12 protein-coding genes are annotated in these 11,898 nt (G+C 38.9%); 3 read left to right on the top strand and 9 right to left on the bottom strand.

Annotation, left to right across the window (positions count from 1 at the left end; translation table 11 throughout):
- Positions 1-155: 155 nt before the first annotated feature.
- Positions 156-518 (bottom strand): phage holin family protein, encoded by a 363-nt coding sequence (locus JCM10596_RS08990; RefSeq protein WP_025026841.1) that lies wholly within the window; start codon positions 516-518, stop codon positions 156-158.
- Positions 519-639: 121 nt separating this feature from the next.
- Positions 640-1,341, bottom strand: a complete 702-nt coding sequence (locus JCM10596_RS08985) for a class I SAM-dependent methyltransferase (RefSeq protein ID WP_025026840.1) — start codon at positions 1,339-1,341, stop codon at positions 640-642.
- A gap of 259 nt (positions 1,342-1,600) precedes the next feature.
- On the opposite strand from JCM10596_RS08985, the gene JCM10596_RS27675 reads away from it, so the two are divergent.
- Positions 1,601-2,329 carry a DUF4386 domain-containing protein gene (locus tag JCM10596_RS27675; protein WP_051541244.1) on the top strand — a complete coding sequence of 243 codons (729 nt, stop codon included), beginning with the start codon at positions 1,601-1,603 and terminating at the stop codon, positions 2,327-2,329.
- Here the strand turns inward: JCM10596_RS27675 and JCM10596_RS08975 are convergent.
- Complete coding sequence (locus JCM10596_RS08975) at positions 2,261-3,262, bottom strand: threonine ammonia-lyase (RefSeq protein WP_025026838.1); 1,002 nt, start codon at positions 3,260-3,262, stop codon at positions 2,261-2,263. The two genes, JCM10596_RS27675 and JCM10596_RS08975, sit on opposite strands and share 69 nt — an antisense overlap.
- Positions 3,263-3,384: 122 nt before the next feature.
- On the opposite strand from JCM10596_RS08975, the gene JCM10596_RS08970 reads away from it, so the two are divergent.
- Positions 3,385-4,047 carry a FusB/FusC family EF-G-binding protein gene (locus JCM10596_RS08970; protein ID WP_081791977.1) on the top strand — a complete coding sequence of 221 codons (663 nt, stop codon included), beginning with the start codon at positions 3,385-3,387 and terminating at the stop codon, positions 4,045-4,047.
- A 206-nt stretch (positions 4,048-4,253) separates the two neighbouring features.
- Here the strand turns inward: JCM10596_RS08970 and JCM10596_RS08965 are convergent, their stop codons facing one another.
- The 3 genes from JCM10596_RS08965 to JCM10596_RS08955 all read right to left on the bottom strand — a co-directional run bounded on the left by JCM10596_RS08965 (position 4,254) and on the right by JCM10596_RS08955 (position 7,531).
- Positions 4,254-4,892 carry a hypothetical protein gene (locus tag JCM10596_RS08965; RefSeq protein ID WP_025026836.1) on the bottom strand — a complete coding sequence of 213 codons (639 nt, stop codon included), beginning with the start codon at positions 4,890-4,892 and terminating at the stop codon, positions 4,254-4,256.
- A 116-nt stretch (positions 4,893-5,008) separates the two neighbouring features.
- On the bottom strand, positions 5,009-6,613 hold the full coding sequence (locus JCM10596_RS08960) for an ABC transporter permease (RefSeq protein ID WP_025026835.1): 1,605 nt from the start codon (positions 6,611-6,613) through the stop codon (positions 5,009-5,011).
- Positions 6,614-7,531, bottom strand: a complete 918-nt coding sequence (locus JCM10596_RS08955) for an ABC transporter ATP-binding protein (protein WP_025026834.1) — start codon at positions 7,529-7,531, stop codon at positions 6,614-6,616.
- Between the two features lie 200 nt (positions 7,532-7,731).
- Between JCM10596_RS08955 and JCM10596_RS24685 the strand changes: the two genes are divergently transcribed.
- Complete coding sequence (locus JCM10596_RS24685) at positions 7,732-8,262, top strand: TetR/AcrR family transcriptional regulator (protein WP_369345616.1); 531 nt, start codon at positions 7,732-7,734, stop codon at positions 8,260-8,262.
- Positions 8,263-8,374: 112 nt separating this feature from the next.
- Here JCM10596_RS24685 and mgtE (JCM10596_RS08945) read toward each other — a convergent pair whose 3' ends face one another.
- From mgtE (JCM10596_RS08945) to mgtE (JCM10596_RS08935), 3 genes are read right to left on the bottom strand one after another with little or no spacing between them, the layout of a single operon-like run.
- On the bottom strand, positions 8,375-9,721 hold the full coding sequence (gene mgtE, locus JCM10596_RS08945) for a magnesium transporter (RefSeq protein ID WP_234410454.1): 1,347 nt from the start codon (positions 9,719-9,721) through the stop codon (positions 8,375-8,377).
- Positions 9,722-9,748: 27 nt separating this feature from the next.
- Positions 9,749-10,456, bottom strand: coding sequence for an MgtC/SapB family protein (locus JCM10596_RS08940; protein ID WP_025026832.1), 708 nt, complete (start codon positions 10,454-10,456; stop codon positions 9,749-9,751).
- A gap of 21 nt (positions 10,457-10,477) precedes the next feature.
- Entirely contained in the window at positions 10,478-11,836 is a 1,359-nt protein-coding gene (gene mgtE / locus JCM10596_RS08935) for a magnesium transporter (protein ID WP_025026831.1), read from the bottom strand.
- Positions 11,837-11,898 lie beyond the last annotated feature (62 nt).

The raw sequence follows: 11,898 nt of genomic DNA, 5'->3' as shown, positions 1-11,898 counted from the left end.
CGTATTTCACACAATAGTAAAGAGAGCGAATGGTCAGTTTGACTTATCGCTCTCTTTTACAACATGCTTTGATTGGCAAATTTTATCCCATTCTAATCGTCTGTAAGACTCCTCCTTCATTGGAGGACTACCATGTGACAGTTAAATTCTTTGCTTTAGCGTTCTCTAGCTCCTTCAGCGCTTCCAAACCTTGGTTTAATCGGTACGAAAAGATCGACGATACCGATCACTGCTGCTGCTAACAAAGCGCCCATGAATGTTGTTTGGAAATTCACAATAAAGAACTGGGCAAAGTAGATGACAACAGCGCTCACAAGAAATCCAACAATTCCTCTACTATAAAGCGATATTCGATCGCCCATCATTAGTTCGATCCCCCAGCCAATCGCTGCAATGACAATCGCTGCCAGAAAAGCATTCCAAAAGCCAACGATCGTAAAGGCAGGAATTAGCCACGATACGGTTAACAAGACAATAGCTGCTACAATGAAGCGTATGAGATGTCTCATAAATGTCATGGGTTTTCTCTCCTTTTTATATTGTCGTTATGCTTTTATCTTTCCAAATATAAAAGGATTTATCCTCAAGAGCGACACTTATTTCGACCAATAGCTTCCATCTATCCGATCTGAATAACGGCTACGCTTTATTTATGTGTAAATACCTTGTCGCTCCTTTTAGAAATCGAAATGTAGTAGGCGCTAAACTCACTCTTACCCCTTCACTTTGCAGCTCTTGGATCAGCCTATTTATTTGAGGATTATCCTCCCCATCAAAACCTACAATGGGATAAATTCTTATTTCTCCTCCTGGAGCACATATTCTAAGCAATTCTTGAACTGCCTTCAAATGAAAGGAATAGTCAAACTGTTCTCCGTATAGGAAAAGAAAGTGACTACATAAAATAAGGGAGAAAGTTTCGTCCCCAAAGGGTAGGTTTGGCAAGGTTCCATATTTATACCGAGGTTCGACTGAGTTTCCTTGATAATCAGCAATAAATTTCGCTAGGGAGTCTTTTCGATTGTTATAATGATTTTCTAACGAGCCATAATAAGCCCATTGAAACAAATGTTGAACATCAGCCAGCTTTTTGGTTGATTCTTCAATTTCATCTAACCCTCTTCGTTGTAAAAATGACGCATCCTCTTGATACATAGGATCTACTGCTGTTGCTTTGTATCCTTTTTTGTTCATTTCTTGAACGAAGGACGATGCACCTGAGGCAACATCTAAGACAGGTCCTCTTGCCATCACTTCTTCATCCAACATAAACATATCCAGATACTCTTGATAGGAGCGACATGTCATCGCTACTCCCTTTTGCTCATACTTCTCTCTCATCTCTTCTCACCTCAACTCATATTCTCCTCTGCTACTCTCACTACATTTTTTTTTGCAGATGAGTGTTCTGACAATACCTCACCTTTCGGCATTTGTCAAGATAGTTACGCTGACAAACTAAAGGATACTAACCCTACTAAAGTATCTGTGCTATCATCCCCTGTTGTTTTATGATAAAGGAAACTTCCATCAGATGGAGTTCTTACTCCACCTGATGGTTAGAACATGATAAAATGATCTATGACAGGGAGGATAAAATATGCCAACAAACAATGATTCTAATTTATTAACGTTGAGGGAGAGTACAAATTCACCTAGAAGGTCTGCAGTCATTTCTGGAGTGTTATTAATAGCCGGAATTATTGCAGGTATATTTAGTGTTGTTCCCGTTATAGATGGAGCAGACTACATGGTCAAAGCCTCTACACACGAAAATCAGGTGCTAATAGGAGCGTTTTTCCAGCTATTAATGATTGTTGCCTATGTCGGTATTCCTATTTTGCTGTACCCAATTTTAAGTAAGCATCATAAAGGTTTGGCTCTTGGCTCTGTTGCTTTCGGCATTATTGCGGGTGTGTTCATTATTCTTGGTGTCATCATTCTTTTATTGTTATTGACATTAAGCCACGAATTTGCAAAGGCAGGAACTCTGGATGTAGCGTATTTCCAGACCTTAGGTGAATTATTACAGGTAGGACGTGATTTGGTGAACCATGTGGCAATAACACTGGCATTTGTTTTGGCAATGTTATTGTTCAACTGCATATTTTATCAAACAAAACTAGTTCCACGTTGGTTATCCGTTTGGGGGTTGATTGGATCTACATTATCCATCTTAGCAAGCTTATTATTTATGATTCGCTTCATCGGTCTGGATGCATCCTACATGATCTTGAATATCCCAATCGCCTTGCAACAATTAGTCTTGGCTATATGGCTCATCGTTAAAGGATTCAACCGAAGCCCTGCTAGTAATCAGGTTGGCTAGTAAACTTGCTTCTACATTTCCCCCACTGATAACACATAGAATCTTTTTCCCTTTCACATCTTCCATCTGCTCAGAAAGCAAAGCTGCGATCCCTAAAGCCCCAGAACCCTCGATCATATAGTGATGATGTTGAGCCATCCAACACACCGCCTCAGCAATCGCTTCCTCCTCAACCAAAACATTGTCATCCACTACACGCAAGGCATACTCCAGAGGCTCCCAGTGAATCCCTCCATACGTGCCATCTGCTAGAGATTCCTCATACTCGACATCTACCATTCTTCTTTCCTTGAAGGAATAATACCAAGGAGGAGAAGCCTTGCTCTGTACCCCGATCATTTGAATCGCTGGATTGATGCTCTTGGCAACAGTGGCAATTCCGTTCAAGAGTCCACCTCCACCAACAGGTACCAGAATCTTATCAAAATCAGGTTGCTCTAATAGTACCTCTAAGCCAATCGTTCCTTGCCCTGCCATAATCATTGGATCATTAAAGGCATGGATAAAGGTGCGTCCTGTTTCCAGTGCTAAGCGATTGGCAAACTCTTCAGCATCATCGTACGTCTTTCCATAGAGAACAAGCTCTGCTCCTGAACGTTTAATCGCTTCTTGTTTGGTCTGAGGAGTGGTTTCAGGAACCACAATTAAAGCTGTAATACCGCATAACGAAGCTGCATAAGCGACACCTTGAGCATGGTTTCCAGAAGAAGCCGTAATAACTCCTTTCAGGCGTTCGTTTTCATGTAATGAAAGAACCTTGTTCAAAGCACCTCGTGGTTTGAATGATCCGGTGATTTGTAAATTCTCCAGCTTAAACCAAACATCCGCTCCCGTTAATGAAGATAGTACCTTCGAATGTAACAAAGGAGTTTGAGTAATATGTTTCTGTATACGGTTTCTAGCTTGAACTATATCTAGCATGGTTATTTCCATTACCATCAACACCTTACGTTTTTATTTTTGTATTCCCTTTTCTTCGAGTACATTTCCTGCTAGTTTCCTAGGGTTGGTGAATGGTATGATTATACAATTATTTTCTGAACATTTAAAGAAAAATGGATAACAATAAAAATACAGTAATGGAGATAGAAGCTTTTATTAGAAGTGACCAATATCATTTCATTAAATTTCAGCTTAAAAGTATGGTGGCTGCACATTCAACAATGAAAGACAATGAAATTCTTAATGCTTTCAAATTCCATTCAATAGATAAGGTACATGCACTGTTTCATGATATAAGCGAAAGCCAAAGGGAAATCTTAAACAAATTAATTGAGATTGAAGAAGAGGCTCAAGTAAGAAACGTTCTAGCTGAACTCAAGGCTTATGTCATTCCGTTTACGAAAGTAACTGAAAAAACAGTGGCAAAACTTTTCCCTAAAATCAAAAAATTAAAAGCCCCTCCACTTGAAGAAATTGATTTCAAGGCAATTTCTTATTTGGGTTGGTATGACAATCGCATAAACAGAAAATTTATGATTGCCGAGCATAATGGCAAATTAATAGGCTTACAAGGAACGTTCTTGGAAAGTCAAAAAGGAATTTGTTCTTTATGTAATGGTATTGAAGAACTAGGCTTGTTTATGTCGATTGTTAAAAGCGGAAAGGAAACCTATACGAGTAGAGGAAATTATATTTGTCGAGACAGTCAAAAGTGTAACCAAAATATGATCACACTGGATAAATTACAGCAATTTATTGAAGTGTTAAAAGAATAAAGTAGGGATAAATCCCTCTCAGGCTGAAAAAAAAGTATGGATGCTTCCCTTTATAGTAGGCTTTGGTAACTGTCTACCACAAAGGGAGCATATCATTTTTTAATTTCAGAACTATTATAAATCGAAGTCCATTCATCCCATGATTCAAATCACGGGCGTACTTGGTTGAATTATAAAATCTCATAATAATTTTTACCACCCTAAGTCTATATTTTAATTAAGGCTTGAGCCGCTTTTCTAACAACTCCTTTCTTATACTCAGTATACTTTTGAGCAACCTCTTTTATTTCACATGCTAGTTCAGGCACTACAGATAAAATATTCATGAAACCTCGAAGAATTCGTCCCCGATGTTTTCCATCCCACAAATCTAAAGCTTCTATTAACAAAGGATACACAGTCTGTGCTTCCTGCTCACCACGTAAAGAAAAATAATTTAGGGCATCAATCGCATAATCTCTCACAATTGTACTTGAGTCCTGTCTAATAATCTCTTCTAATTTATCTAGATGAGAATTGAGCATTTCTGGAACATCTGCTGCAATAATAGAGATCGTATGCATCGCTTCCCAGCGAGCACGTGTTGTTTTGTTTTGAAGTAAGGGGAAAAGAAAATCAACAAAAGGCAGAACAATTTGACTGTTTTTCTCTGCTATTTTTGTAAAAACTTCTGCACAGTCCCCTACAATTTTAGGATCATGATGATGTAAACCTTCTGCAATTTCATTAAGTAAATTGGGATTGCTCAAACATTCTTGAGCCACTTGTAAATTTGATTCTTGGGTCTTATCCCCTTTAACTGAAGAAAGTTGGTTTACTATGTCTGAATACGGATTTCCTGACATGGATTCATCCTCCTTTTCCTTTGCTATGTAATATTACCACCAAAACAGATCAAATTGAAAGAGCCTCGTATTCAATCATGCTTTGAATACAAGGCTCCCATTACATTGCCTACCCACTATCCTGTAATATCCCTTCTTTTATATCCAACAAACCCTCCCACAATGAGGATCACAGCCAGACATGTAAGGATGGTTACACCCAAAAAGTTCATTTCCTCCACAGGTAGTCGTGGAATATGTCCAAAAGGAGAAAGATGTCCAATCCATTCGGGGAATTGAAGCAACCCTCCTAAATAAACAACCAAAAATGAAAAACCTAGATACAGATAAGCAAAGCTTGTCAGTTGTGGATAGAAACCGATAAAAAAGACAGCGACTCCAATCATGATCCACATGGCTGGCAAGTAAACCATACCCGCTTGAAAAAACGTGGTGAACGAAATAGGATCATCCATAGCAGCGGTAGAAGCGGACCATAAACCCAGCACAGCGAGGAAGAGCATTGCTATACTACTCGCTAGAGCGATAGCAAAATAGCTGCCCAAAACCCTTGATCTAGATAGGGCAAGTGAATATAAATGTTCAGTACGGTTCCTTTTCTCTTCCCCCTTTAGCTTTAACAGAAACAAGAGGGTTGGGATCGTACTCATCATAGCAAGAATGGACATCAACATAGTTATATATTGCTCCGTCAAGGAAAAACCTTCTACTGGCTGTAGCATTTCTCTCATCATTTCAGAATTAGCCAAAAAAGCTTCTAAATCACCTAGTACAGAGCCATAGGAAACACCTAGCATATATAAGCCGATAGCCCAAGCAATGATTCCTGTACGTTGGAGTCTAAATGGCAGCCCCATTGTACTGCGCAGAAAGCGTGAAGCATGTTTTTTCCCCGGTTTTGCAGGTAAGAATCCTGCCTCTATATCACGAATCGCATTCAGATACATAGCCACGATCAGTACGATCAGTGACATGCCCACAGTTAGAACGATGGGCCACCACTCATTTGTCACGAATGCTTTTGTGCGTAACACCCAACCAAGTGGGGAAAGCATAGACAAGGTTTCGTTGCTCACATCTCCAACCGCACGAATAAAATAAGCAACTAATAAAATGGCAAAAGAAAACCCTATAGTTCCTCTCGAACTCTCACTTAGCTGAGCAAATAATAAAGTGACAGCAGCGAAAAAAATTCCTGTAGCTCCAATGGCAGCACCATAAGTAAAAGAACCTAGTAAATCAACACTTTCAATACCCAAGGCAGTCAAGCCAAAACCAATAGCAAAAACGAAAAGGAGGTTCGTACAAAGCATCGCAATAAGTGTAGCACTCATATGAGATAAACGCCCTACTGGAAAGGAACGAATTAATTCGATTCGCCCCTCTTCTTCATCGGCTCTAGTATGACGAGTCACAAGCAAAATATTCATAATAGCTACAGTAATGGCAGTAAATAGTAGCATTTGATGTGCCATCATAGGACCTTCAGTATAATTGTCTAATCCATATCCGGGACCGACCATGGCTACCATAGCTGGATTCTTCATCGTTTCTGCCATAGCCTGTTGTTCAGCAGGGGACTGATATAATCCAGTAAAAGCCGATGCAGTCATAAGAGTTAATAAGAAAAGAGCTCCTAACCAGAGCGGTATACGAATCCGATCACGCCGTAATATAAACTTTATAATCCTTCCTGTTTGATGAAATTCTTGTCCCCCCACTTATGATACACCTCCCACTCCCGCCTGCTTATCCGTTCCTGTTTCCTCATAATGACGCATAAATAAATCCTCTAATTTAGGAGGAGAGCTTTCTAGCCTTACAATGCCAAATTGACTGATATGTCTGATGACTGTATCGAGCTCCTCTGCATCTACCTGAAAGGTAACCGCCTGTTCCTTTCCTTGAATACCATGCACACCATTCAATTTTCTTAAGTCGGCAATGGATTGCTTTGTTTCAACTAATAAATGGGCTCTGGTTAAATGGCGCAATTCACGTAGCGTTCCGGTTTCAATCATCCTTCCTTGACGAATAATTCCAATCGTGTCACACAGTCTCTCCACTTCAGATAAAATATGACTGGAAAGAAGAACACTTTTCCCCTCTAGCTTTGCTTCTAACACACATTCTTGGAATGCTCTCTCCATAAGGGGATCAAGACCAGACGTCGGCTCATCTAAAATATACAATTCCGCCTCCGATGCAAAAGCAGCGATCAATGCCACCTTTTGACGATTCCCTTTTGAATAGGTTCCACATTTTTTTGAAGGATCCAAATTAAATTTTTGGATCATTTCTTCTCTCCGTTTTTTATTGATCGCCCCTTTAAAATTCATAAATAAGTCTATCACTTCCCCACCAGTTAAGTTGGGCCATAGATTAACATCTCCAGGCACATAGGCGAGATGCTTATGAATGTCCACCGAATCCTTCCAGGCATCCTTTCCAAAGATATGGGCTTTCCCTTCCGTAGCTCTCAGTATCCCAAGCAAAATACGTATTGTTGTCGATTTTCCTGCCCCATTCGGACCAATGAAACCATATACTTCCCCTCTATTCACCTCCAGATCGACACCATTTAATGCGGTAGATTTACCAAACTTTTTGATAAGATTTGTTGCTTTTACGATACTCATCCCTTCTCCTCCTTTTTCCTCATGTTCTCTCTTGAACATAAGTTTCCATTTACATCCATGTTTTATTCTGCTTTATTATGAAATATATTAACTATTTCATTTCATAATATACAAAATACTACCCTTTGACAATAGGTTATGAAATCTATTAATTGTTTTATTACATATTTTTTATTACACTAAGAGTGAGGTGGAAATGAATGAACGGATTTGAACGACGAAAAGAACAAAAAAAACGAAGTATAATAGAAGCATCGCTAACCCTCTTTATGAAACACGGTATTCAAAAGGTGTCTATAGCAGAAATTGCTAAGGAAGCCAATGTATCACAAGTGACGATTTATAACTATTTCGAAAGTAAACACAATCTCATCCATGAGATGTTCATTTACTACATTGATCATAAATATCAGGAGTTTGAACAAATTATGTCAAGCCTCGTTCCCTTCCCTGAAAAAATTGAAAAAATCATCTTTAGTAAAAAAGAAGCTGCCAGTCAGATTCATGAAGAGCTGTATCAATACATCATGAAAGAATACTCATCTAATGAAAATTATGTAGAGAAGCTCTATACCGAAAAAGCGATTCCCCTCTTTTATTCCTTATTTTCTGAAGGAAGAGAGCAAGGATTTATAGACCCAAACATATCAAATGAAGCGATATTATTTTATATACAAATGCTAAAGGAATATATTCAGCGTGAAGAGGTTTATCAGAGGATTCTACCTTAAGTGAGGAGATTACCAAGATATTTTTCTATGGCATCATTGGAAAAGAGGCTCCATAAAAAGGCTGTCGAGAAGTATCTCGACAGCCTAAGGATTCATAGAAAAAAGTCATTTACTATATATATTGAATCAAGGCACTTGCGACGGAAAAATAAATAAGCAACCCGATAATATCATTGATCGTCGTGATAAAAGGACCTGATGCGACTGCAGGGTCTATTTTCAATTTATAGATCAAGAGAGGGACCATGGTTCCTGAAAGCGTAGCAATGACGAGTGTACAAAATAGTGAAAAGCCAACGATCAATCCTAACAGCCAATTCCCTGGAACAATGATTTGTGAAATAAAAGAAACGACGATGGCACACGCTACACCAATAATCAGCCCTACTCCTGCTTCTCTTTTTAATAATCGCCCAACACTCTTTCTATCTAATTTACCCAGTGCCAAGCCACGCACAACAACAGCTAAGGACTGCGTTCCCGTATTTCCTGCCATATCGGCGATTAAAGGAATAAAGATAGCTAAGATAGCTACTTGCTCCAAGGTTGCTTCGAATCTCCCAATAATCCCAGCAGTAAATAAACCTAAAAACAACAAAAGAATTAACCAAGGCAAGCGTCTTTTAGCAGCATCTACAGCGTTAATCTCAAGATCTACTGCACCCTTCGCCGCTGAAATCTCTCCGATATCCTCCGTCATTTCATCCTCGACTACATCCATAATATCATCCACTGTAATGATCCCAACCAGCTTTCCATGAATCGTGACAGGAACGACAAGTAAATCATACTGTTTTATGACTTGTGCAACTTGCTGTTGATCGTCAAAAGCAGATACAGAAATAACCTGCTTCTTCATTAAATCTTCCACTCTTTTTGTGGGGTCAGATGTAATTAATTGCCGCAATGACAAGACTCCTACTAAATTCAATTCGTGATCTGTCACATATAAATAGTATATTGTTTCAGCTTGATTTCCTTCCCTATGCAATCGCTCCAAGACCTCGTCTACTGTATCTACAGCCGAAACCGTCATATGCTCCGTTGTCATGATTCCTCCTGCCATTTGTGAACCATAAGACAATAACCTTCTAACCTCATCTGCCTCTTTTGAATCTAATATTAATAAGTAGTGGGACGCTTCTTTCGTCGACATTGAACCAATTAATGCTGTTAGATCATCAGCATACATATTTTTCAGAACCTGCTTGGCATACTCTTCTTCTAGCTCTGAAAGAATCTGTTTCTGTTGCTGAATCCCGAACTCCTGAAAAATATCCACAAATTCTGCGGGCAATAAGTACACGTAGACTCGTTTCCTTTTTTCTTGGTCTAGCGTCATAAAAAAATGCTGTTGATCCGTTGGATGTAATTTAAAAAGATCCGCTCTAAATTTCTCTTTTTCTTCGTTTTTTAACAACTGTAATAGGTAATAGGAGTATTCTTCTTGAAATTTCATTCTCATATACCCCCTTTCCTTTCCTGATTAGAGATGTTCAACTTCTACTGTGAGCACATGATCAATTTTCTTGATAACATAATAAATTTCTGTTGTGTACTCTTTTTCTGACGCAGACAGAGTAAGACCGATTTGTTGGTTTCCGTTTTCTAAATCCTTGATTTTGATATGTCGGATCTTGATCTCTTTTTTCTGGTCATCCGCTATCCTTTTTCCTTTTTGTTCAATAAGCTGTAATAATTCCGTCATTTTGTAATTAGGTTCTACCACAATCTTCACCGCTAAATCACGCTGTCTAAGCTTATTTGGACCAATGATTTTCACAACATTCGGCAGAAGATTGATGGCTAGAATAAAAAGCAGCACAGAATAAAAGGCTTCTAGATAAAAACCTGCCCCTATGGCAATTCCTAGACCTCCTGAAGCCCAGATCATTGCGGCGGTTGTTAAACCAGAAATGACATCATTATTTCTTCTCAGAATGACACCTGCACCCAAAAAACCAATTCCACTCACAATTTGGGCAGCAAGTCTTAAGGGGTCCATCATCATAAACTCTGTTCGCGGAAAGGTATAAGCTGCCTGTATAGATACGATCGTCACTAGACAACTAGCCACACATATAATCATACTTGTTTTTAAACCGAGTGGCTTATGCTTCAATTGACGATCAATTCCAATAAGTAAGCCAAGAAATAAAGCAATAGTTAGCTTTATGAAAAGTTCAGGATTCATGATACTCACCTGACTCCCTTTTTATAACCCTAAAAACCATGCAGCAATGGAAAAATAAATTAAAACACCGATCATGTCAGCTAAAGAAGTAATGAGCGGGGCACTTGCAGTAGCTGGGTCTTGATTTATACGGCTTAACAAAAATGGAAGGCTCATACCAATCAAACTACCTACAATCACGACCAAAATCATAGAAAGGGCAACAACGATCGCAATCTCTATTCCCCCTCGATAAAAGCCGATCATCGATACCGCCAATGCCATCGTGATCCCGAGTAATAAAGCAACAGATATTTCCTTGGCAAATAATTTAGCCCAATCTCGCATACGAATTTCTCCTGTAGCTAGGGCACGAATCATTAAGGTAGCAGATTGAGAACCAGCATTCCCTCCACTATCTACCAGTAGCGGTAAGAAAAAAACCAATGCAATATGTGCCGCGATCGTATCTTCAAAAAAAGCAATTCCTGCACCAGAAAAAATATTAAAAAAGACTAATAATACGAGCCAGCTAATTCTCTTACGATAGAGAAAGAACACTCCTGCGTCCTTTAAGCTTTTTCCTAGCTTAGATACGGTAGCCATCTTATGAAAATCCTCTGTGACTTCTTCATCCACAACATCAAGCGCATCATCTACTGTAATAATTCCCACGAGTTTCCCTTGTACAGTGACTGGAACAGCAAAAAAATCATATTTCTTAATAACATCTGCTACTTCCTTTTGATCCGTATTCACATCGACAAAAACAACTCTTGTACTCATAATTTCTTCAATGCAGCGCTCAACTGGTGATACAATAAGATCTCGAATAGAAAGAACACCAACTAGATCAAATTGTTCATTCACAACATAGATGTAATAGATAGTTTCGGCATCGGGTCCCTCTTTTCTTAAATGCTCTATGACCTCTGACACCGTTTCTTTTTCCTTTACATAGATAAATTCCGTCGTCATCAGCGCCCCAGCTGTCTGTTCTGGATATTTCAATAGGTGTAATACTTCCTGTGCATCCGCTCTATTCATCTTACTCAAAAACAATTCTTTTGTTGCCACTGGCAGTTCCGCCAAAAAATCAGCAATATCATCGAATGACATCTGATTTAACATATCAATGGCGTAGTTTTGCTGTAACTCAGCAAAAAATTGCTTTTGTCTGGAAAGCTCCAATCCTTGAAAAATCTCGGCAAACTCTCCAGCAGACAAATACTTATAGACGACCGTCCGTTGTTTTTTATCCAAGGATATCATAATCTCGATTTGATCCGTAGGATGCAGCTCTAAAAAAAGCTCTCTAAATGCTTCTAGATTTTGAGTATGAATCGCCTCAATAATTTCTACTCTATATTCTTGACGATTTTGTTGATTTAATATAACCATGATGAATCCTCCTTTTAGGAAATCCATCTCCAGCTACCAAGTGGAGTGGAAATGGATTTCTT

The sequence above is a fragment of the Caldalkalibacillus mannanilyticus JCM 10596 genome, from assembly GCF_000615945.1.
In the GTDB taxonomy this organism is placed as follows: Bacteria; Bacillota; Bacilli; order Caldalkalibacillales; family JCM-10596; genus Bacillus_AT; species Bacillus_AT mannanilyticus.
This window is presented reverse-complemented; position numbering and strand designations above follow the sequence as displayed.

Bases quoted from the DNA above. Each gene is read 5' to 3' on its own strand.
- JCM10596_RS08985 (WP_025026840.1), bottom strand. From the start codon at position 1,341: ATGAGAGAGAAGTATGAGCAAAAGGGAGTAGCGATGACATGTCGCTCC.
- mgtE (WP_025026831.1), bottom strand. From the start codon at position 11,836: ATGGTTATATTAAATCAACAAAATCGTCAAGAATATAGAGTAGAAATT.
- JCM10596_RS08940 (WP_025026832.1), bottom strand. From the start codon at position 10,456: ATGAATCCTGAACTTTTCATAAAGCTAACTATTGCTTTATTTCTTGGC.
- JCM10596_RS08975 (WP_025026838.1), bottom strand. From the start codon at position 3,262: ATGGAAATAACCATGCTAGATATAGTTCAAGCTAGAAACCGTATACAG.
- JCM10596_RS08990 (WP_025026841.1), bottom strand. From the start codon at position 518: ATGACATTTATGAGACATCTCATACGCTTCATTGTAGCAGCTATTGTC.
- JCM10596_RS08965 (WP_025026836.1), bottom strand. From the start codon at position 4,892: ATGTCAGGAAATCCGTATTCAGACATAGTAAACCAACTTTCTTCAGTT.
- JCM10596_RS27675 (WP_051541244.1), top strand. From the start codon at position 1,601: ATGCCAACAAACAATGATTCTAATTTATTAACGTTGAGGGAGAGTACA.
- mgtE (WP_234410454.1), bottom strand. From the start codon at position 9,721: ATGAAATTTCAAGAAGAATACTCCTATTACCTATTACAGTTGTTAAAA.
- JCM10596_RS08955 (WP_025026834.1), bottom strand. From the start codon at position 7,531: ATGAGTATCGTAAAAGCAACAAATCTTATCAAAAAGTTTGGTAAATCT.
- JCM10596_RS08970 (WP_081791977.1), top strand. From the start codon at position 3,385: ATGGATAACAATAAAAATACAGTAATGGAGATAGAAGCTTTTATTAGA.
- JCM10596_RS24685 (WP_369345616.1), top strand. From the start codon at position 7,732: ATGAACGGATTTGAACGACGAAAAGAACAAAAAAAACGAAGTATAATA.